The 23505-nt window shown below is 45.2% G+C and carries 16 protein-coding genes; all 16 read right to left on the bottom strand.

All coding sequences use genetic code 11. The features are described from left to right. Window positions 1-85: 85 nt before the first annotated feature. Window positions 86-1903, bottom strand: a complete 1818-nt coding sequence (locus K3G25_RS18580) for an ABC transporter ATP-binding protein (protein ID WP_021493852.1) — start codon at window positions 1901-1903, stop codon at window positions 86-88. Continuing rightward, window positions 1884-3617: an ABC transporter ATP-binding protein gene (locus K3G25_RS18585; protein ID WP_021493853.1), complete on the bottom strand. Its 1734-nt coding sequence runs from the start codon at window positions 3615-3617 to the stop codon at window positions 1884-1886. The genes K3G25_RS18580 and K3G25_RS18585 overlap by 20 nt, the downstream gene beginning before the upstream one ends. 282 nt (window positions 3618-3899) lie before the next feature. Then, window positions 3900-6224, bottom strand: coding sequence for a peptidase G2 autoproteolytic cleavage domain-containing protein (locus K3G25_RS18590; RefSeq protein ID WP_021493854.1), 2325 nt, complete (start codon window positions 6222-6224; stop codon window positions 3900-3902). Window positions 6225-6409: 185 nt separating this feature from the next. After that, the gene (locus tag K3G25_RS18595; protein WP_029974000.1) at window positions 6410-7996 is read right to left on the bottom strand and encodes an alpha-glucoside-specific PTS transporter subunit IIBC; all 1587 of its coding nucleotides are present in this window, start codon (window positions 7994-7996) and stop codon (window positions 6410-6412) included. A 16-nt stretch (window positions 7997-8012) separates the two neighbouring features. After that, complete coding sequence (locus K3G25_RS18600) at window positions 8013-8774, bottom strand: MurR/RpiR family transcriptional regulator (protein WP_014417219.1); 762 nt, start codon at window positions 8772-8774, stop codon at window positions 8013-8015. 68 nt (window positions 8775-8842) lie between these two features. Beyond that, a complete protein-coding gene (gene glvA, locus K3G25_RS18605) occupies window positions 8843-10192 on the bottom strand; it encodes a maltose-6'-phosphate glucosidase (RefSeq protein WP_021493855.1) in 1350 nt (449 codons plus the stop codon). Between the two features lie 170 nt (window positions 10193-10362). After that, window positions 10363-10545 carry an H-type small acid-soluble spore protein gene (locus K3G25_RS18610; RefSeq protein ID WP_003155535.1) on the bottom strand — a complete coding sequence of 61 codons (183 nt, stop codon included), beginning with the start codon at window positions 10543-10545 and terminating at the stop codon, window positions 10363-10365. A 66-nt stretch (window positions 10546-10611) separates the two neighbouring features. Further along, complete coding sequence (locus tag K3G25_RS18615) at window positions 10612-12420, bottom strand: sigma-54-dependent Fis family transcriptional regulator (RefSeq protein ID WP_128496513.1); 1809 nt, start codon at window positions 12418-12420, stop codon at window positions 10612-10614. Window positions 12421-12526: 106 nt separating this feature from the next. Further along, a complete protein-coding gene (lpdA, locus tag K3G25_RS18620; RefSeq protein WP_109566790.1) occupies window positions 12527-13906 on the bottom strand; it encodes a dihydrolipoyl dehydrogenase in 1380 nt (459 codons plus the stop codon). Window positions 13907-13920: 14 nt separating this feature from the next. Then, window positions 13921-15114, bottom strand: a complete 1194-nt coding sequence (locus K3G25_RS18625) for a dihydrolipoamide acetyltransferase family protein (RefSeq protein ID WP_110085588.1) — start codon at window positions 15112-15114, stop codon at window positions 13921-13923. A 14-nt stretch (window positions 15115-15128) separates the two neighbouring features. After that, on the bottom strand, window positions 15129-16157 hold the full coding sequence (acoB, locus tag K3G25_RS18630; protein WP_007408525.1) for an acetoin:2,6-dichlorophenolindophenol oxidoreductase subunit beta: 1029 nt from the start codon (window positions 16155-16157) through the stop codon (window positions 15129-15131). Between the two features lies 1 nt (window position 16158). Further along, window positions 16159-17160, bottom strand: coding sequence for an acetoin:2,6-dichlorophenolindophenol oxidoreductase subunit alpha (gene acoA / locus K3G25_RS18635; RefSeq protein ID WP_053285219.1), 1002 nt, complete (start codon window positions 17158-17160; stop codon window positions 16159-16161). Between the two features lie 276 nt (window positions 17161-17436). Further along, window positions 17437-17916, bottom strand: a complete 480-nt coding sequence (locus tag K3G25_RS18640) for a DUF6884 domain-containing protein (protein WP_014417213.1) — start codon at window positions 17914-17916, stop codon at window positions 17437-17439. Window positions 17917-18072: 156 nt separating this feature from the next. Next, window positions 18073-19056, bottom strand: a complete 984-nt coding sequence (locus K3G25_RS18645; protein ID WP_029974017.1) for a tRNA dihydrouridine synthase — start codon at window positions 19054-19056, stop codon at window positions 18073-18075. 735 nt (window positions 19057-19791) lie between these two features. Next, window positions 19792-21831, bottom strand: a complete 2040-nt coding sequence (locus K3G25_RS18650) for a hypothetical protein (protein WP_232489462.1) — start codon at window positions 21829-21831, stop codon at window positions 19792-19794. Between the two features lie 321 nt (window positions 21832-22152). Then, the gene (locus K3G25_RS18655; protein WP_053573593.1) at window positions 22153-23322 is read right to left on the bottom strand and encodes a hypothetical protein; all 1170 of its coding nucleotides are present in this window, start codon (window positions 23320-23322) and stop codon (window positions 22153-22155) included. Window positions 23323-23505: the final 183 nt, after the last annotated feature.

The following is a 23505-nucleotide window of genomic DNA, read 5'->3' on the forward strand; positions in this document are numbered from 1 at the left end:
TACATTTAACGAAAATAACTTAAAAGTACTATTTGCCTTCGCGAAAAAAAGACCTCCGCACTCTGTCGGAGGTCTTTTTCCCTATCTATGATTCCCGGAACTGGCTTTCATATAATTCTTGGTAAAACCCGTTCTGGCTGAGAAGTTCGGCATGGGTCCCTTTTTCAGCCATTTCGCCGTCTTTCAGTACAAGAATCTGATCGGCTTTTTGAATCGTGTTCAGCCTGTGAGCGATGATGACGCTTGTTCTGCCCGCCATTAAACGGCCGAGCGCTTCTTGTATTTTCACTTCCGTCACCGTATCAATGTTGCTCGTCGCTTCATCCAAAATGAGCAGCACCGGGTCCGCCAGCACAGCTCTCGCGATGGAAATAAGCTGTTTTTGTCCTTGGCTGATGCCCGCGCCGTTTTGGGTAAGGACGGTATCGTAGCCTTTCGGGAGCCGTTCGATGAATCCGTGGGCATTGGCGGCTTTTGCGGCTGCCTCCACCTCTTGATCAGATGCGTCCAGACGGCCGTAACGGATATTTTCCCTGATGGTGCCCTGAAAGAGAAAGGAATCCTGCAGGACAAACCCCATGTTTTTTCTCAGACTGGATCTCGTCAGTTTTTTGATGTCCGTTCCGTCAATGAGGATTTTTCCGTTATTCGGCTCGTAAAAACGGGCGATCAGGCTCGTAACGGTTGTTTTACCCGCTCCGGTCGGTCCGACGAAGGCGATTGACTGTCCTTTCGGAACGCTGAAGGACAGGTGTTTTAAGATCAGGCTGTCTTCCTGATAGCCGAAGGAGACATCTCGGAATTCAATTTCTCCCGTTTTGATCGGCTGGTACAGCGCATGCTCTTCATCTTCCCGCTCCTCTTTTTCATCCAGCACGTCAAACACCCGTTCAGCCCCGGCGATGGCCGATAACATCGTATTGAACTGATTGGCTAAATCATTTAAAGGGCGCGTGAACTGCCGCGAGTATTCGGCGAATACGACGATGGCACCGATTGAAATCCATCCCTTCAGCGCAAACAGCCCGCCGACCGCCGCTATAATCGTAAAGCTTAAATTGTTTAAAGAGTTCATGACTTTCGGAATGAATCCCGAAATTGTCTGCGCCCAAAAACCCGATGATTGTAACGCCGCGTTTTTTTCTAAAAATTGTTCCATGACGCGGTCTTCCCTCGAATAGGCTTTAATGACCTTCGCCCCTGATATCGACTCTTCAATAAAACCGTTCAGCTCGCCGAGGTTTTTCTGCTGCTGTTTAAACAGCAGTCCCGTCCGGTTGGTGATCCATTTAATGCTCAAAAGCATGATCGGAATAATCAAAAGCGTGATCAATGTTAAAAGCGGACTCATGTACAGCATGACGGCGATTGTGCCGACGAATGTAATGACGCTCGACAGCACTTGAATGACGGATGTATTTAAAGTGGAGCTGACATTTTCGATATCATTGGTGACCCGGCTCATTAAGTCCCCGAGCCGCTGTTTATCAAAAAACGGAATCGGCAGCTCATGCAGATGGGTAAACAGCTCGCTCCGCATTTTAAACACGGTGCTTTGCGAGATATTGATCATCCAATAGTTTTGAAACCATAAGGACAATGATTGCACGAGGTAAATCACAAACAGCATGAACAGCACCCCCGCCAATCCGTCTGTCGTCTGTCCGACGATAAAATGATCAATCGCTTTCCCGATGACGAACGGTCCGAGCAGGCCGAATATGGCGCTTATGACTACCATGATGATCACAAGGGTTAAAAGCCCTTTTTTCTCGGCTACATAAGACCAGATTCTGCGCAGCGTGCCTTTTGTATCTTTTGCTTTCGCGCGTTTTCTGCCGCCTTCATTTGATTTGAGCGGTATTTTCGGATATCGGAAAGGTTTACGAATGTCTTTTTGCATTGTCAGCTCCCTCCTTTCCGAATTGTGATTCATAAATCTGCCGGTACAGATGAGACTGTGCCATCAGCTCTTTGTGCGTGCCTTTGGCCAGCAGTTCGCCGTCTTCAAGCAATAAGATGGTGTCAGCCTTCATCGCAGTCGTTATTTTCTGCGTAATAATCAGTGTCGTGCATTCATAGGATCTGATCGCTTGTAAAAGCTTTGCTTCCGTCTGAAGATCGAGCGCGCTCGTACTGTCATCTAACAGCAGGAGGGACGGCTTTCTGATAAAAGCGCGCGCGATGGAAATCCGCTGCTTCTGCCCGCCTGACAAATTGACGCCCCGCTGTCCCAGCACCGTGTTGTATCCGTTTGACAGCTTCATAATCGTTTCATGGATTTGCGCGTCTTTGGCCGCTTCCATTACTTCATCTAGTGAAGCATCCTCCCGCCCCCAGGCGATATTTTCACGGATGGTGCCCGAAAACAGAAGCACTTCCTGCGGAACATAGCCGATTTCCCTGCGCAGGCCGCAAGCGGAGAATTCACCGATCGGTTTGCCGTCTATGAAAATACTGCCCGAATCAGCCGTGTACAGACGCGGAATCAGCTGAAAAAGCGTTGATTTTCCTGAGCCTGTCGCGCCCATAATGGCAACCGTTTCTTTCGGGCTGGCAGAAAAGGACACTTGATGCAGCGCGTCTTTTTCCATGCCCGGATAGCGGAAGGACACTTCGCGAAACTCAATCCCGCCTGCAAGCGCCCGTGCCGGGTCCTGCCCCGTTCCCTCGCCGCCTTCTGTTTCCAGCACCTCGCCGATTCTTTCCCCGGAAGCCTTCGCCCGGGAAAATACCATGATGAGAAAAGGAAGGACGGACAGCGCGCCTGTAATCCGCGTCGCATAGTTAATGACGGAAACGACATCGCCGACCTGCGCTCCGCCCTGAGCAATGCTTTTGGCGCCGAACCATAAGATAAACAAAATACAAATGTTCATCAGCAGCATTAAAATCGGCATCGCCGCTTCCACGAGACGAAAAGCGGAGACCGTTTTTTCCATCAGCTTCGTATTCGATTTCAAAAAACGTTTCACTTCGTGGTTTGCACGGAGGAGCGCTTTAATCAGTTTGATCGCCGTCAGGTTTTCCTGCATGATCGTGTTGACCTGATCAAGCCGCTTTTGCACAGACCGAAACAGCGCGCCGCCTCTTTTCAGCACCCACAGCAAAAACAAAAGCAAAATCGGCACCGTGATCAGCAGAAAAAACCCGAGTTTCGCATTGACGGTCAGCGAGAGAATAATGCCGCCCGCGATCATTAACGGCGCACGAAGCATAAACCGGAGACTCATGAAAAGCATATTTTGGACCTGTGTCACATCGTTTGTCAGCCGGGTGATAAACGATGTGGATGAGAATTGCGCAAACGTCGAATAAGAGAAGGATTGAATTTTTTGAAAAATCCCTTTTCGCGTATCATACGCATAGCTCTGGCTGATGTGGGCGGAGTAGAATGAATTTAAAATGCCCGATGCGAATGAAACAGCGGTCAGTCCGATCATCACGCCGCCCCACAGCCAAACCGTACCGAGATCCTGCTTTAAAATTCCTTCGTCAATGATTTTCCCGATCAGCAGGGGCTGTATCAGCTCTACCGCAAGCTCGATGAGCATGAAAAACAGAGCGATTCCCGCCAAAAGAGAATACGGTTTTACATATGATAAAGCCTTTGACATGTGTAAGCCTCCAAATCCTTTGTTCAATATGTATGTATATTTATTTTATTTGTTTGTCTTAAATGAATAAAGGATTAACCCTTGAAACCGCACTTTTATTATATACTTTGTGTAAAATGATTGAAGATAAAAATGAAGGGATGAGGGGTGCAGATATATGGAGGCTGTCTTACCTTTTCTTTTTACCAGCTCCTGAACCGGAGCCTTTTATTTTAAAATGACTAGCGGAGCCTTTAAAAGACGTCCGCTAGTCAGATGATCATCCATACCGTGTCATTTCATTTAACGAATGAAAACGAGAGCGACCCCGAATCCTTTATCAGCATCAAACTCATTGATCACTTTCATGACCTGCCAACGCTGGTTTGGAGCATCAGATTTTGTTGCAATCCCGTTATGAGCGTGAATAAAATCTCCCGCTTTCACAGTCTCATCGCATCTGACATATACCTGGCCGATGAGTCCGACAATGTTCCACTCGTCTCTCTCTTCTCTTGAAACGTAGTCTTCTTCAGGCCGAAAGTCCGGATTTTCTTTTGGCGCCATGACCGTATGGCCGTTCGCATCTTTCTGTTCTTCATAAACATAGCCGCCAAATTCATTCTTTACGTATCGTCCCGACCAGTGAAAACTCGACTCACCAAGAATCACTCCGGCGGTCTCCGAAATGACCCCAAGCATGAGGTCACCTTTTTCAGCCTGCCTGATCTTATCACCTTCAAGTGTGACAAGTGTTCCCGTCGGAATCTTTTCCCCGCTCAGGCTCTCAAAATACTCGGCGTAGTCAGAGAATGTCGAGGAACCTGTTACGCCTCCCGTGGCCTTAATGGTTCCTTCTTTTGCGTGAAGCTCAATCTTTCTGTTGGCTGATGACGGAGTGCTGCCGGAACCCCAGCCCCATACAGTTGAGTTCGCATTTGGGTTAATCGTATTATATGAACCGATTACTCCAGATTGAGAACCTCCTGCAGCCTGTCCCCGGACAGTACCGATGACAAAGCCATTAGTTCCTGTAACATGGGAATCTTTAGATGCCATAACAGAAGATCCTTTATGTTTAAACAACTCATACGGTGTTTTTTTACCGCCTACATGAAATGTTGTTTCATATCCTTGAAAATCAATATTCGATATATTCAGATCCGGACCCGAAGAATAGAGTCCGACCGTTCCGCTGCTGGCTCCCAATCTATGCCCGTATACATTGCTCACTGTACAATTATCAACGCCTCCGCCAAAAGTAAGTCCCGTCGTGCCGCCATCAACTAGAAAAACGCCGTCAATCATGCACTTTCCTACCGCATTTTCTCCGCCAAGAACATACAGATCATGAGCAGCGGAGCGGAACCCGCGGATCGTGATATTCTTCAGATTGACATACCGCCCTTTGTAATAAATCATAATGATCGTGTCATTGCTGTAATCGTATGAACGATCTTCACAAATAGCTTGGAAATTCACTATATTAACTGAATCATAGCCCGAAACAACCAACGCACTCGCTCCGACGCCTTTATATATAGAATTTTGTTTAGGATTTGTTGCCTGACAATTTACTAATTGAACATCATGGGCAGTTTTTGATGTCGGCTCAGCCGATAAATGATGGCCAATATGTCTAATGCAAAAACCGATCGCATTTTCGTAAGCACGGCAATTAGCCAGTTGAACTCGTTTAGCCGCCGGTGCATAGTCATGCGCCTTAATTTCAAAACCGCGTGCACCGCCAATTGCAACACAGCTATCTACAAATACATCTTGAGAACCGTCATCGATCTCAAAGCAATTTGAATTTGACGTGCCATTCCCATTTCCCATCGGGTGATAAGAAACACAGTGGCTGAAAGTAGTGTGGAATCCAAAGTGACAAGTAAAGTTATCATCCCCGGACCCTGTTGCTTCACAATGTGAAAACGTTACAAAGTTACAGCCGTCGGGCTGATAATAAGTTGGATCATCTTTTTCTCCATGTCTGTTATAGTTCGGGCTCGTGGAATCAAAGCCGTGCAGGCCGGCGTTCTTCGCAAACACATGCTCAACAAAAGAATAGTCAACATTCGCAAAAAGCAAACAGCTTGATGTGGGACCTTTCGGAATCTTCCAGCCGGCAGGACGCGTATCCTTGTTCCAGTCAAGCGTGAGATGGCCGACGTAAATATTTTCATTACCGTTCGTATAATCACTGTTGGTCAGAACAGAATGACCGACCGGTGTTTCGTCTAATAATTTAATGACCGTTCTTTTCTTGCCTGCTCCGACAAGCATTGTATTTGACGGAACGAACAATCCCGATGTTCTGAATACACCCGCGGGAACTGTTACGACATAACCTCCGTCGGCCATGGCATCATGAAATGCCTGCGTATCATCTGTTACGCCGTCACCTTTAGCTCCAAAGTCCATAACGTTCCGCTCTGTAACATTGTCAAACCTGTTTTCATACATGTTAAGTCTTTCGTTTAAGTTTTCATAAGTTGACGTGCCATCACTAAGGGCTGCACCGATTTTGCTGTCAATCGCTTCAAAGTTTTGAGCAATGCTTTCAACTTCAATCCCTTCAGCTTTATCGGGTTTGTAAAGTCCTAAGAAAGTCGTATAGTTTGTCATTGTCTTGCCTCCTATTTTTGAATTGCTGTTTAAAACACCGAACACCACAGAAGTCTTTCGTTTTCACTCCTGCATGTACAGGTGGCAAAGGTATGACAAATTCATACATTTCTTCAAAACATAAAAAGAGCGCCGGATTAACAAGCGCTCTTCCCATTCTGCACATAGTCTGCTGCTGCAGTATTTTAACCGTTCAATATTTTCTCGACACGCTCCCGCATTTGCGGAACGCCTAATCCGACAATGACCTGAAGCGCCCTGCCTTTTCTGACGACGCCGTGGGCTCCCAGCTCTCTGAAATCGGCGTCACTTTTGACCTTTGATTCATCAGCGACAGTGACGCGGAGACGGGTGGCGCAGTTGGTGACCTCCGTAATATTGTCTTTTCCGCCCAGCGCTTCAATATACAAAGCGGCTGTATCCCGCTGTGTTTCGTCTGCCGCCGCTGTTTCTTTTGAAGCTTGCTTCCGTTCTCTGTACTCCTTTTTCGAATAGAGCTTTGTTTCCTGTCCTTCCTCTTTTTCTCTGCCCGGTGTGGCGATGTTGAATTTGAGAATGAGGAAACGGAAGACGAAAAAGTAAATAGCGGTAAAACACAACCCGATGATGATCTGGTATACATACGTCAAGCCATGGCTTGACGCCAGCGGGATCCAGTTCAAGGTCGCAGCTTCGATCAAACCGCCTCCCATATTTCCGACGACGCCGGCCATATACATGACGGTTGCCATGGAAGCGGCAAGCAAAGCATGAACCGCAAATAAAAACGGCGAGATAAAAAGGAATGTAAATTCAATCGGCTCTGTAATTCCCGCCACAATGGACGTTAAGGTGACCGGAATCAAAAGGCCGGCGACGATTTTTTTCTTTTCCTTTGAAGCCGTGACGTAAAAAGCGAGCGCGATTCCCGGAATGCCGAAGATTTTCGAGTTGCCGTGAAGCGCGAATCCCCCCTGCGGGAACAATTCTTTCAGCGGTTTGACGCTTTGAGAGTATTCCCCGAGATGCTGCGCCCAATAGGTGACGATACCGCCTTCAGCCACAGCCGGACCGTAAATAAACGGCGAGTAAATAAAATGATGCAGGCCGGTCGGAATTAAAATCCGCTCCAGGAACGTGTAAATCCACACGCCGATCGCCCCGGAAGAAACGAGAAAACTTTGCAGCGATCCGATTCCGGACTGAACCATCGGCCATACGTATGCCACCGCAAGTGAAATCGGTATCATAATAAAGAAAGAAATGATAACGATGTATGAAGATCCTTGAAAAATCCCCAGAAAATCCGGCAGTTTTTTATCAAAATAACGATTGTGCAAATACACGACAATAGATGAAATAAAGATGGCGCCGATAATATTCGTATCAAGCGTTTTGATGCCGGCGATCATCGTCAGCCCGCTCGTTCCGCCGGCTTCCTGAGTCATATCGACATGAAAAGCCCCGCCCCAAACCGTCAGAATCGCATTGATAAAGTAATTGAATGTCAGATAAACTGTAAGCGCTTCCAAACAGGCTCGTGCCTGCGCTTTTTTCGCTAAAGCGACAGGTATGCCGATCGCAAACAGGAGCGGCATTTGATTAAAGACGGTCCAGCCGCCCTGTTCAATGACGTACCAGCATTGATACCAAAGCCCGTCAGGATCAGCCAGCGGCCCCATCAGCGTTTTATTTTTAAACAGCGTACTCAGACCGACAATAATACCGGAAAATGCAAATAATAAAACAGGCACAAACATCGCGCTGCCGAAGCGCTGGACTTTTTGCATCATTTCACGTGACCTCCCGCTATTTATCAAAATTTTCGAGCTCTTTATAATCAACATATGCACGGAATAACGCTTCGCCCACCAGAAAAAACGGGGCAAATGCGACGATTTCCGTTTTATCGCTTAACGTCACCGGCTTGCTGGTCGCATAAAGATTATACGGCGTCGTTTGCGCCAGTACGTTGTTTTTCAGATTGGTGATTGAAATAAACGGAACTCCCTTTGCGGACAGGGTCCTTACCTGCGGAATTAATTCGGGTGTTTCGCCTGATAAAGAAATAATGATGAATACGTCATCAACCTTAAAATCATCACACATGATATCAAACTCTATAATGTCCTGAATTAAAATCAGATACTTCCGCCGGGATACAAACATCCGCTGCAGCTCACGGGCGCACACCCTCTGAGCCGTCCCCGATCCGTAAACGAAAATCCGTTTTGCTTCATCTATCAGCCGGCACATCTCCGTCATATCTTTTGACTTCACGTATTTTACATTGGCTTCAATATCATCCAGCAGCTTTTCAAACGTCATATTCTCGCCCTCTTCAGGCTGATCCTCCCATTTCAGAAAAACCCGGAATTCACTATAGCCGCTGAAGCCCAGTTTTTGGGCGAGCCGCAGGATGGAAGACCGAGAAACATTGCAGGCTTTCGCCATGTCATTGATACCGAGATGGTAGCACGTATGTTTATGATTCAATATATATTTTAAAATATAAAAATCGTTGTCATTTAATTTCGCGTAATGCTGGTTAACCAGTTCTTCAAGACTCATCCCAAAAATCCCCCCGTTTTCTTTCTATTATATAGAATAACAGATAAAGAAAACGGGGACGATTGTCATCAAGAAATAGGAGACGGACTTACATCAAGTTCAGGCCAGTAGTCCTTATTAGCCTCCATCAGATCTTCAAGAATCAGTTTTGCCACACGGGCGTTCGGCACTGTTTTTGACAGAATCAGCGCCTGCCACAGCTTTTGAAATGACCGCTCTTCCCACGCTTCAGCCGTCAGTTTTTCGACAGACACCTGCTGTTCCATCAGGCCTTTTTGAAATTGCGGTATGTTCCCGATTGAGAGCGGTTCAGGTCCGTTTGAACCTACGAGACAAGGAATCTCAACCATGGCTGACGGATCAAAGTTTGCGATCGCGCCGTTATTTTCAACGATTAACAGCATTCTCTCCCCTGTGTTGTAAGCGATGGCCCGGGCAAGGTCGACGATATAGGAAGCATGATCATCAATTTTAATTTCACTGTTCTCCGATGATTGTTCGCGCGTAATCATATCGCATTGGCTGAAAATGAAAGCTTCGCGCCCTTCCATGACTTCGTTGGCTCTCGTATGGTTCGGGTTTGATTTTTTCACCATATCATCCGGGAATAAGTAATATTGCAGATATGTGTTCGGAAGCGTATCCGGATCAGCCGCCTGAACGTCGCGCGCTTTTTTGAATGTGTCATTCCAGCTTGCTTCAGTCTGTTCGGCCTCCGTCTTCGGAACGTAGCCGTATTCACGGACATGCTCTTTCAGCTTCGGCATTAAATCATTGCCATGCCGGTCTGTGATGGACGTCCACCAGCCAAAGTGGTTCAAGCCGTAGTAACGGACGTTCATTTCTTTCCGTGAAGATAATCCGAGGATGTTCGCCATGCGATCCTCAATTCCGACCGGCATGTCGCAGATGTTCAATATTTTTGAATTCGGTCTGAGGCGCCGTGTAGCTTCAGCCACAATCGCCGCCGGATTGGAGTAATTCAGCATCCATGCGTCAGGCGAGTACGTTTCCATATAATCAAGAATCTCCAGAACACCGCCGATAGAGCGCATGCCGTATGCGATTCCGCCCGGCCCGCATGTTTCCTGGCCGACCACGCCGTACTTCAGCGGGATTTGTTCATCGAGCGCGCGCATCGCATATTTTCCGACGCGGATATGCGCCATGACGAAGTCAACATCCGTAAAAGCCGTCTCTGGGTCATCAGTCGCCAAAAATTCAATGTCCGGCGCTTTTTCTTTTATGAATACCTCACACGCACCCGCAATCCGCTCCTGCCTTTCTTTATCATTGTCATAAAGTTTCAGCTTTCTGATCGGAAACTCTTCCAGGTGATTCAAAAGCATTAATACAATTCCGGGGGTAAATGTGCTGCCGCCGCCTGCAATAACGATTGAGAATGATTTGTCTGTCATGTGAAGCCCTCCTCTGATAACGTTTACATTTTATTTATATCATGAGAAGGTCCGATCTGTACCGGGTTTGGAGGAGTTAGATCATTTAATCATTTTTAGTTATTTTTCTCAAAAAGCGGGAAAGTTCCCACAGGTACGAAAGAGGCCTGCTGTCATCAGCAGACCCATTCTCAAAAATGCTCTTGCAAATCAGAAAGCAGCACTTCCTGCTCAAATTGCGGATTTCCGATCGGAAAAATTCTGGCTGTTTCCTTGTCTTCGTTGACATGCTGAATATAAATCGGGACTCCTTCATACGTCACATACGCCATGGCGGCGGATTCCGAAATGTCTTTCGCACGCTGTGTATTCACGTTTCAAACCTCCTTTAGGGCCTCACACATAACGTGTCCGGCAGCCAAGAGAAGTATGCTTGTTTCTTACAATTGTCCGGCGGTGAGTTTGAATTTTTTGAGGCGTTTGTAAAACGTGCTCCGCGGGATTCCGGCCATTTTGGCGGCCAGCGTGACATTTCCCTTCGCCGATTCAAGCGCGTTTACGATGATGTTTTTCTGAATGTGCTCCCGGATGGAGACGGGGGACGCTTCTTCCTGTTCATAAGACTCGGCCGCCTCTTTAAGACCTGACGCTTCAAGCAGGGCTGCGATGGGGCGCCCTGACAGCCGCCCGTCCGGGAACATGACGGAAAGACGTTCAAATACATTAAACAATTCCCTGATATTCCCCGGCCATTTCCGGCTCTTTAATAGGTCTAAAAAGTCATCAGGAAGCTCCCCCCGCCAGCCGCGATTTCGCTGAAATTCAAGGAAGAGTCCGGGAATGTCTTCGGTGCGTTCTCTTAATGGAGGGAGATGAATCGGACAGACGTGAAGCCGGTAAAATAAATCTTCTCTCAGCTTTTTGCATTCGACAAGCTGTCTCAGATCAGTGTGGGTGGCAGTGATGATTCTGATGTCGACGGGAATCTCTTTTGTCCCGCCGACCGGGGTGACTTTCCGTTCCTGCAGCACCCGTAACAGAGCGACCTGCATGGAGTGTGATATTTCTCCGATTTCATCGAGGAAAAGCGTGCCTTTATCGGCTTTTTGCAAAGCGCCGTTATGTCCTTTCCGTTTGGCCCCGGTGAAGGCGCCTTCCGAGTAGCCGAACAGTTCGCTCTCAATCAGCTTTTCGGGGACCGCTCCGCAATTGACGGCGATAAACGGGCCGTTTTTCCTGGAGCTGTTGTTATGAATCGCCCGGGCGGCAACCTCCTTTCCCGTCCCGGTTTCTCCCGTAAGACAGACGGTTGCGTCCGTTCGGGCGACAAGCTCCAGCTGCTGGAGCATATGTCGGGATGACGGGCTTTTGCCTGCCGCACCATGAAATATAAAAGAAGGCTTTTCTTCTCGTTTGGATAAGTAAATGCACGAGAAGCCGTTCTCCTCCCGCTTCGCCTGCTTGATGTGAAAGCCCTGTTCCTCAAGCTCGCGCAGCGTATGTCCGGTAAAATGCTGAACGGGACGGCTTGCGGCGATAATCCGGCTCATTTCATTGCAAAGCACGATCGGATCGTGAGACCGGGTCAGCCCGGCGAATTTGCTGATCATATCAAGTTCTGTCATTTTGATCTTTAGGGCAAGCTCCCGTTCCGCCGTATAAGCGATGGAGGAGGCAATTCCGAGCATAAAAGGCTGAGCGCGGGCGGCGGGGCAGGAAATATCAATGACACCCGCCAGCCGTCCGTCTTCATAACGGATCGGCGCGGCGGAACAGCTCCATTGATGAGAAGCGAGCGAATAATGTTCAGAGCCGTGTATCATGACCGGCTCATTTGTAAAAAGAGCCGTCCCGATCGCATTCGTGCCGACGGCTGTTTCCGTCCAGCGGGCGCCTTTTAAGAAATTGATGCGGTGCGCTTCATGAATGGTGCGCGGATGGCCGTCAACCGAATGAACCACGCCGTCAGAATCAATCAGAAGAACCATCATTTCCATTTCCCGCATCGCCGTTTTCATTCTTTCTGCATGAGGCATTGAGGCTGCTAAAAATAATGAATGCTTCTCGGCCTGCCTTTCTAAATGATCTGCCGGCATTACATTCGGCCCCTTTTCGAGATAAGGGTTGACGTCGGCTTTTTTGCAGCGGTGCCATGAGGCGGCCACCCGCTTCTGAATACGGGATTCATCAAGCACGCCTTCTTTCACAAAGCGCTTCCAGGTTTTAAAATCATTCCGAATGACATTCATTGTATTCGCTCCCCCCTGTTCAGACCATCTTTTCATATATTGTAGGGGAAAAATAAAGCGCTTTCAACGAAAAATACCCCTTCTCATCTGAGAAAGGGTATTCCGGTTATACGGAATGCACCGCAAGTCCGGTGACATTCAGCAGGGCTTCCTGAAGCGTTTCTGACAGAGTCGGATGCGCCGCGATAAAGTGCTCCGACATATCCGCCGTCATTTCACCGTTCATCATCATGACCGCCTGACCGATCAATTCCGTCACGTCCGGCCCGATCATTGACACGCCGACGATTTCTCCGAATTCCGGTTCGGCAATGATTTTCATTTTGCCGCCATGCTGATGTTTAATTAACGCTTTTCCGTTAGCAGAAAATGAACATTCTCCGATTTTCACATCTCCGTATGTTTCTCTCGCCTGTGTTTCCGTCAGCCCGACAGCGGCCATTTCCGGCGATGTATAAATACAGCGGGGCACCGCCCGCATATCGACTTTGCTGTCCTTTCCCGTGGCATGCGCGGCGGCTGTGATTCCTTCATGAATGGCGGCATGCGCGAGCTGCATTCCTCCGGCCGCATCGCCGCATGCGTATATATGAGGCACATTGGTCTGCATATGGTCATTGACTTCAATACCGCGCGGAGAATACCGGATGCCGGCCTGCTCCAGATTCAGCTCTTGCAAACGCGGTTTTCTCCCGATTGCAACCAAAACGTGATCAGCCTGCGCCTCAAATTCTTTGCCGTCTTTTGTCCACACGGCAGTTTTCCTTTCTTTATCAATCCGTTGAAGGGCGGCTTTTGTCTGAATATCAGCCCCGCTGTCTCTTAAAGAGTCTTCGAAAACGGCGGCGATTTCCCCGTCTTCTGCCGGGAGCAGCCGGTCAGCCGATTCAATCACCGTCACTTTCGTTTTAAACCGGCTGAATAAAGAGGCAAATTCACAGCCGATCACACCTCCCCCGACAATAAGCAGAGAAGAAGGGATTTTCTGTAAAGAAAGCGCATCTTTGCTGTCGATCACCCAATCGCCGTCAAATGGGGCAAACGGCAGCTCCGCCGGTTCAGATCCGGATGCAATCAATATCCGATCCGCTTCCAGAATGTCTTTTGCGCCTCCTTCTCCTTCAACAAGCAATGTCTGCTCTGTGAGAAATGAAGCTGTCCCGCTGATGACTTTAATCTGATTTGCTTTCATTAAGTATTGAATTCCCTGCACGAGCCGGCTGACGATTTGCCGTTTGCGCCCCTGCATGCGGGCCCAATTGAGTGTAATGTTTTGCGGCAGTTCGATGCCGAATGTATTTGCATGCCTGATTTTATCGAGCACATTCGCGCTTTCCAAAAGCGACTTTGTCGGGATGCATCCCTCATTGAGACAAGTGCCTCCAAGCGGCCCTTTGTCGATCAGAACGACTTCTTCTCCCCTCCGCGCGGCAGTCACGGCAGCTGCATATCCGGCAGGCCCGCCGCCGATAATGGCTAGTGTCAATCTCTTCACCCTCTCTATAAAATCAATCCGGCCGGCTCTTCAAGCAGCGCTTTGACCGTTTTCAGGAAGTCCGCAGCCGGTGCGCCGTCACATACTCTGTGATCAAAGGTAAGGCTCAGCGGCAGCATGGTGCTTTTGACAAGCTCATCTCCTTTAAACGCCGGCGTTTCATAGCTTGCGCCTACTCCGAGAATACCGGCTTCAGGCGGATTAAGAATCGGGGTGAAATGCTCAATTCCGTAACCCCCGAGATTTGTAATAGAAAATGTCGATCCGTGCAGATCATCTCCGGAAGCATTGCCTTCCCGCGCCCGGCGTGCCGATGTGCTGATGTGATCCGCAAGCTCAAGGAATGAAAGCTTTTCCGCATCCCGGATCACCGGCACGACGAGACCGTTTTCAAGAGAAACCGCCATCCCGAGGTGGACATATGGATAGGTGATGATCCGCTCCTCTTGATAAGAGCTGTTCAGCTCAGGATGCTGTTTCAGCGCGAGCACCGCGGCTCGGGATGCGAAATGTGTGACCGTCAGTTTAACACCGCTCCGCTTTTTCGCGCTGTCGGCGAGCTGCTGCTGCCATTTCACAAGCTCCGTAATGTCCGCTTTCATCGTCAGCGTCAGTTGGGCGCTGTTTTGCAGGCTTTTGTGCATTCGGTCTGCAATCACTTTTCTCATCGTTGAAGCCGGTTTTCCCTCCGGCTGTGCCGTCTGAACCGAAGACTGCGGTTCAGATTCCGTCTTCATGGCCTTGATGACGTCAGCTTTTACGATTCTGCCTCCGGGCCCCGTCCCGTTCAGCGTATCAACTTTCAACCCGGCTTTCTCCGCCATTTTTCGGGCAACGGGAGATATTTTCACGCGGTGTTTACGCTTTTGCCCGGCTTTGGGAGCGGGAATATGTTCAGGTTCAGATTGCGGTTTCCCGGCTTTTTCAGGAGCCGGCGCCTCCTTCTCCCGCACTTCTTCGCCGTTTTCCCCGATATAACAGATGGGCGTTCCCGGCGGGACTCCTTCTCCCTCTTTGACTTTAATATGAAGAAGCGTGCCGCTTTCAGGCGCTTCTATTTCCATTTCTATTTTTTCCGAGTTGATGCTGGCGATGCTTTCTCCCTTTTCAACCGGGTCGCCGACTTTTTTATTCCAGACGGATACTTCACCTTTCTTCATCGCCATTCCCAGCTTCGGCATTACTACTTTTACAGCCATTCTATATCCCTCCTTTAATTCATTGCCGGCTCGCCAAGCAATTCAAGCGTGACGCTGACAATTTGGTCTGGTGTCGGCAAATATTGATCTTCAAGCACCGGCGAAAACGGCACCGGTGTATGCGGCGCTGTAATCCGCTTAATCGGCGCATCAAGCAGATCAAAGCCCTTATCGGCGACAATCGCAGCAATATCCGTGGCGATGCTGCAGCGCGGATTGGCTTCGTCAATGATGATCAGCCGGTTTGTTTTTTCTAACGATGTGAAAATCGCTTCCTCATCTAAAGGAGACAGACTCCGGGGATCAAGCACCTCGGCGTCGATGCCTTTCTCAGAAAGCTGTGCAGCCGCTTCAAGCGCGGTATTGACCTGCTTGCCGACCGCAAACAGCGTGATGTCGCTGCCTTCGCGTTTGATATCCGCTTTTCCGAGCGGGATTGTATAATAATCTTCCGGCACCTCGCCCTTCATGTTGTAGGACGTTTTATCTTCAAAAAAGAATACCGGATCATTGTCTTCTATTGCCGAAAGCAGCAAACCTTTGGCGTCATATGGATTGGACGGCACAACCGTCTTCAGACCCGGGATGCTGGTGAACAGGCCATACAGCGCCTGCGAATGCTGAGCGGCTGCCCGGAACCCGGCTCCGTATGTGGTGCGGACGGTGATCGGCACTTGCGCTTTACCGCCGAACATATAGCGGAATTTCGCCCCTTGGTTGATCACCTGATCAAAGCACGTGCCGATAAAATCGTTAAACATCAGTTCTGCAATCGGTCTCAGCCCCGTGGATGCCGCAGCCATGGCCGCACCCATGTAGCCCGCCTCAGAAATCGGTGTATCCAGCACTCGGCTGCGCCCGAATTCCTGTACGAGCCCCTTTGTGACCCCCAGTACACCGCCCCATGCTTCATCATCTTGCAAATGATCGACCGCCGCTCCCCCGGCGACATCTTCACCGATTACAAGCACATTGTCGTCTTTTCTCATCGCAAGCTTCATTGCTTCATTGATCGCGTCCGACATGCTTATGACTCTCGCCATCTCACATTCCCCCTTTTTCATATGACACGTAGACGTCTGTCAACAGCTCCGACTCTTTCGGATATGGACTCTTTTCGCTGAACGAGACGGCTTTTTCAATCGATTCGCTGACACGCTGTTCGATGTCTGACAGTTTATTTGCATCTGTTTCTTTTAGAAGATAGTTTTTAAAGCCTTGAATGGCATCTTTTTCTTCAAGATGCTCAGCCTTTTCATCCTTTGTTTTATAAGTTTGGGCATCTCCTTCGAAATGTCCGTAGTTTCTGTAAGTCATACATTCAATCAAAGACGGGCCTCCGCCGTTTCTTGCTCTTTCTATCGCTTCCCCGGCTGCCTGATAAACCGCTAAAATATCTTTTCCGTCCACCGTGACCCCCGGCATGTTATAGGAAGCCGCCCGATCGGCGATTGAATCACAGGCTGACGCGTACTCAAATGTCGTGGCTTCGCCGTAGCCGTTGTTTTCGGCGATGAACACGACAGGAAGGTTCCATACTGCCGCTAAGTTCAGCCCTTCATGGAAAGTCCCTTGGTTATTGGCTCCGTCCCCAAAAAAGCAAACGCTTACATTTTTAGTTTGTTTATATTTAGCCGTGAGCGCTGATCCGCATGCGAGCGTGAATCCGCCCCCGACGATTCCATTTGCGCCTAACATGCCTTTATCAAGATCCGCAATGTGCATAGAACCGCCTTTGCCTTTACACAGTCCGGTCGCTTTTCCGAATATTTCCGCCATCATGCCGTCCAGATCACAGCCTTTGGCGATACAATGGCCATGTCCCCTGTGTGTGCTTGTAATGCTGTCGCCATCATCTAAATGAGCGCACACCCCCGCAGCTACCGCTTCTTCACCGGCATACAAATGGACGAATCCGGGAAGCACTCCTTGTGCGAAAAGTTCATGCACTTTGTCTTCAAAGCCCCTGATTTCCAGCATCTTTTGGTACATCCACAGCGCTTTTTCCTCAGTTAATGACAAGCCTTCTCGTTTTAACAATTCCATTTTGTGCGCCTCCTTCTATTTAGGGTTCACACTTATAAATGCAAGAAGCATGCCAGCCTTTGAAGCCCGTAAAATGAATGTTTTTATTTTTACAATGGAGACAGTTTGAGACAGGTGTCTCATTTTGTCTCGATCTGTTCCCTTTGTCTCGTTTTATGGCATACAAAAAAGACCGGGCATCACCCTGTCTTTGACAATGATCGACGTATTTATTTCCTCGGAAATCTTTTAACTGCTTCATTCTTCTGCATACAGTCTATCGTGGCGTTTGAGTGGTTACACTCTTTTTTTCATATCCACGTGCTGCAGTTCATGCTTTTCTTCAACAGCCCGTTTCAGCGCTTGAAGCATGTAGCCAATGCCTTTATACGATGACAGAGGCCAGGTGATATGCTGATGCTCTCCGATGACGGCGTTTAGGACGCTTCGGTATTTTTTCCCGCCAAGCATGACAAGCTCTTCGATGTCGGAGAAGCCTTTTTCATGAAATTGACGGCGCAGCTCGTCCGCTGCCATGATCTCCGGATGACCGGTTCCAAAAGTGACATCGTAATTTCCGGGAACAATATCATCCGGACAAAGGAATCCGTGCTTCGCCGACAAAATCACCCACTCATCGAAAAATGCTTTCGCATATCGCTCGCACGCCTGATGCAACGGGCTGAGATAAGCGTCTTCCGCCCTTACCGGACCTGTATCTGAATGGACATCCCAAATTTTTTTCTTGCCGCAGGGGATGATGCACAGTCGTTTCATTTTTCTCTCCCCCTTTATGATGTATCTCCTATCAATGTACCATTATTCGTTTATTTCTGCATGACGAAACTGGCCATGGATCTGTCTGGGTAAAAACTGCACACAAAAAGACCCGGAATTCAAATCGAAATCCGGGCCGGATGAAGGTTGTTTATGTCACTCTTGCTCCATCCCATCAAGATACTTTCTCTCAAAGTCATCGAGCAATGCACGCACTTCATCTGTTGACTTTGTATTCATGCATTGATTTCTTAATTCACTTGCTCCCCGGAATCCGCGGAGATATATCTTGAAAAAGCGGGGGAGCGGTTTATATGCTCGAGCTTCTGCTTTTGAATATTCATCATGAAGATCCAGATGCAATCTCAAAAGATCAAGCAATTCCTTACTGCTATGCTCTCTCGGCTCCTTTTCAAAGGCGAATGGATTAGTAAAAATGCCTCGTCCAATCATAATCCCGTCAACACCGTATTGTTCAGCGAGTTTCAAGCCGGTTTCACGGTCAGGAATATCCCCATTGATCGTCAAAAGGGTATCCGGCGCTATCTCATCACGAAGTTTCTTGATTTCCGGGATGAGCTCCCAATGCGCATCTACTTTACTCATTTCCGCTCTTGTACGCAGATGAATGGAAAGATTCGCAATGTCTTGTTTCAGTATGTGTGTCAGCCAGCCGCGCCATTCTTCTATATCCGTGTAGCCAAGTCTGGTCTTCACACTTACCGGCAGACCCCCTGCTTTCGCCGCCTGTATTAATTCGGCTGCAACTTCAGGACGGCAAATCAGGCCGCTTCCCTTTCCATTCCCCGCCACATTAGGTACAGGACAGCCCATATTGATATCCAGGCCCTTAAACCCTAATTCGGCCATCCCAATACTCATTTGGCGAAAGTTTTCAGGCTTATCTCCCCATATGTGGGCAACCATCGGCTGTTCATCCTCCGTGAAAGTCAAACGGCCGCGCACACTATCCTTCCCATCCGGGTGACAATAGCTTTCTGAGTTTGTAAACTCTGTGAAAAACACATCAGGTCTGCCTGCTTCACTCACAACATGGCGAAAAACGACATCCGTCACATCTTCCATTGGTGCCAGTACAAAAAATGGCCGCGGTAATTCACGCCAGAAATTATCTGTCATAACAAATCCAAATCCTTTCATGATGGGATACAGCCAAACCTTTATCCCAAAATTAAAAACTGACCATGCTTCTTTTACACTTATAGCATGTGTCAGCACTTCTTATCAAACGATAGTAAATTTTGAACATTTCATTAACACACATAAATGGTATTAGGTTGAAACAAATCATTCATATTACTTGCTTTTGCTCTAATCAACGTGATCGCCTGTCCTCTTATGTTTCATTTTTTAAAATGAAAATCTGGAGAGGGCCGTGCAAGAAAAAGACCGAAGATCGACAATGCTCATTATTACTAAGAAGACTCTTTAATGTATACTTATGTCTACTTAATCTATTACGCATGCTACCTTCCCCCACATATATACAATTACGAGTTTGGTTTTTTAAATCTGTTACATAAACACCTTTCATTGATCTAAATTTTTGATCTTTTAGCCCATTTTATATGTTCAGGCAAAGGAATTTCAAAATTAATTGTATGATTAGCCTTTCCCTTAATGAAGAATTCCTATGGTAATTTGATTTTCAAATCCATTATCATCTCCTCCAAAAATCCACATTATAAAAAAATTCCCTATTTATCTATCAACGCTTAGCTTGCCTAACATATATCTTTAATAGTAATTACATCTTAAAAATAGACCCACCATTTATCTCTAAGTTTAGCTGTAGGCATAAATTTAAGCTTGCATTCAATGAGTGGAGCTTAATTTTTTTATTCTGCAATTTTTTTAATCTTTTTTAATTTCATCCTTCTCTAAACCTAATCTTTGCAATAATTCTTTATCGTATTCGATAAAATCACCTAATTGATCATTATAATATGGGTATTGAACAGTTAAATCATTTATCGCAAGGTTTCTATAATTCTTTTTGACTCTTATATTTCCCAACTCTATTTGTGGAGGATTTTTCAACATATTAATTAGCTTTTCAGATGTTATATTTCCTTCAAAATCTTCGTGATACGGTTTTAAAGATCTATTTCCTATTGAAAAACCCGGAGGATTCCTATCTAAAAACCGAACAAAAGCTGAAGTATCAGCAATATAGCAATCATTATAATACATACTTTCACCAAGCATTGCTGTCGTTACAATAACTTTATAAATATTTTTAGGATGCCATTCTTCTTCTAGTTTCAATTCTTCTCTTACAATGTTTATATTCTCCACGTAATAATCAACAATACGATTTAGTTGCTCGACAGCACTTCTTTCTTTATGGCTTTTATTTATCTTTTCCGTTTCCCTTTGTATTATCTTTATTAAGAAATTATAATATTCCCTAATAGTTAGTGGTTGACCAAAGGCTTTTAATTCTACAAAGAACAAATCATTGTCAATAGTAAAAACTACATCACATTCATATGTTTCACCATTAACAATTCTCTTTAGTCTTTTCGCGCCAATATCTAGCTTGTTTAGTTTATTTAATATGTATTCTTCTAATCCAGTACCCTTAAAAGAAATATCCACTTTCTTCTTATTTAACAGAGATATCAATGACATTGAAGGATCTATATGTGATGCCACAGAAGGAATAATAATCAAACTGTCATTATGAACGACAAAAGGACAATCTAACAAATCTCTTGCATCTTGATTAAATTTGAAGTTATTGATGATTTTAAGAGCACTGGCTTGAGATACTCCCTTTGAAACAAATAAGTTTATCCAGTAAGTTTCAGTTTTCATAATAGTCCAATTATTTAAGTTTAATGGTTTAACTACTTTTGACTCGAATCTTTCCTTTAAATAATTTTCAGCCTCAATTTGAATTACAACGTAAGCTCTAATCCATTCTGCGAGTGACACACCTAAAAGCCTTATATTTAGATCATGAGTGTGTAGAAATTCTCCTATCGCAATACAATAATATGCTTCATTCTCGCAAAGATAATGAGCTGGAGGTAATTTCTTTGCATTTTGATCAATTTTACGTTCCAATTCTGTTTTATCGGCTAAATTAAAATCCGTATACCATTTACTTCTTTGATCCTTAAATCTCACTTTTGAGATTTCTTGTGCATGTAAAAAATCTTCATTCTTGGGCTGGATGTGAATTTTCTTATTATCTATATCAAAATCTGTACCGATAAAACGCCATTTTTGTTCAATGTTCAAAAGAGACGACCACAAATCAAATAGTTCAATATGCTCTCTTGCGACTCTTATGTGACTCATGCGCATAGTTTCAAGTTTTCCTATATTACCTTTTCCACCTCCCATAGACTTCAGTAAACTCCCCGCAAACTCTGCAATACTATCAGCTATACCTAATACACGATTTATATCTTTTTGAGCAGGTAATATTTTTTGTTTACCTTCATCAAACAATGAGATGACGTATGGATACACCTCTTTAATTCTATGTATAGAATTCCCATTAATATACTCAATTAGAGAACCTAACATAATCTCTAAAGAAAGAATAAATGTTATTACCTCTCTCTTCTGAGGAATTTGGTCTAATTTCCTGGATGATCTCAATTTATAAAAATCCTTAAAAATTGAATTAATTATATTAATTTTTTCTTCAAAATTATCAATTAACTTAATATCACTCTTATAAACTGCTTTAATGTTAGATATGACTTTTTTTGATATCTTTTGTCTATTATTGTAGATGTTAAAACAAACGCCTGAGACTCTAACGATTTCTAAAGTATCTTCCAGAGAATTGTTTTGCATAAATTCGTTTAAAAAAGGAATAAATTCCTTTGAATCTTTAAACAAAGCCTCAAGTTCATAATGGTTCCATATTTTCAAGTTGTTCTCTCCTTCTATATTTTTTTCAACAAATCCACTATATATATTTCTCCATTTATGTCTAGCTATAATCAAGACTTCTATCGCATGGGGTTTGTATTGTATATCTATTACAGCTTTATATTTCCGTTACCAAAACCCGCATGCAATTGGATCTTATAGACAGTCAAATCTTCTCCTTGGTTTATAATAACCCAATTAATCTCCCTTATAATAAGCAACTTTATACTTTCCTGAACTTCGCTTATGTACTTTGGGTACGAATTAATTTCTTAATGGGAACTATGAACTATCCCTCATTAAATGAAAACTCCATTCCTATTAGTTTACTTCCCAATATTTAAATTTATACATACTCTTAAAGGAATCCGTTTGAGATAAGGCAATTTTCTCTGCTTTTCTTTCATCATATGAGGACATACCAGTAATACCAAACACCTCAAATATTATATCCTTGTCTTTATTGATAACGTATCCATCCGGAATAAAATTTCCATAACCTTCTATTGGCAAATAAGGCTTATAAAATGTTAGATTATCTTCACATAACCGATCATATATATTTTTTTCATGAGAACTTTCACAATATAAACCTCTACCAGATATCGGTATTAAACAGTAATTTTTTAGAGTCATACATTTATGATACTTGTCTTCTTTATACACAAAACCTGCTACCACATATTCAGGGCTATGCGGTTCTATTTTTTTCTTGTGTTCATATTCCTCCTTTTCAACATAGAAGCGATTAGTTCGCCCAAAAGCATCTTCACAATACAGAATATCTTTTTTTGTATTATCAAATAGAGTATCTTCTCCAAGCGGTATTACACTATTTACATACATGTAAACAAAATAGATATCTTTTTTTACTTTTACATTCCATATGCCTACTTGTTTATAAAACATCTCGTTTAAAGTTTTTCTTTTTCTCGATAACCTAATTCGAGCCGATATACCATAAACATGTTTAGCTAACTCATATTTATCATTAGGAACTCTATGTTTTTTTCCTAACACCATACTTTCCCACGCCATCATATTTATTCTTGTGGCTAAGCCAAAAATCGTTGATACATTTTTATTAGATCCCGTTCCTTCATGATAAATCACATTATTTCTCACATTACTGTTTCTTTCGTTATTATCCCCTAGCTGAGAAAGATGTAATTCTTTAATTCTAACAATATGTAATCCCTCTTCCTCATCGTAGCTCCAGGCCTTTTCATATGGGCTTGAACCCACAAATTGAGGATGTCGGCAACAATCCTTGGAATGTTTAAATTGTCTGGTAGAATTATATAAATACGGTGATTTTGCATTGGAAACTTTAAGCACTATCTTATCAGAACACTCACACCTTAATTCTATTTCTCCCTTTTCATTCCTAGTTTTTAAGTTTAGTAACAGAGATTCTTTTATAGGTGAATAAGGTAGTTTTGTTATGTTTCCTTTTGGTTTTTCAATTACAATAAATGATTTTTTGACCAATATATCCCTTCCTCCTATATTAAACAGACTACAATTCAATTATAGTTGAAGTTAACACAAAAATCGTTGAAGAATTTCCAAAAATCTCATATTTTAGAATTACTATTAAAAGGAGGAAAAAAGAATCGAAAAGACAGCCAGGGCAAAGGCTGCGCATAAAAAAAACCCGGAAATCGGAATTGT

Source organism: Bacillus sp. FCW2 (genome assembly GCF_021228595.1).
Classification (GTDB): Bacteria; Bacillota; Bacilli; order Bacillales; family Bacillaceae; genus Bacillus; species Bacillus velezensis.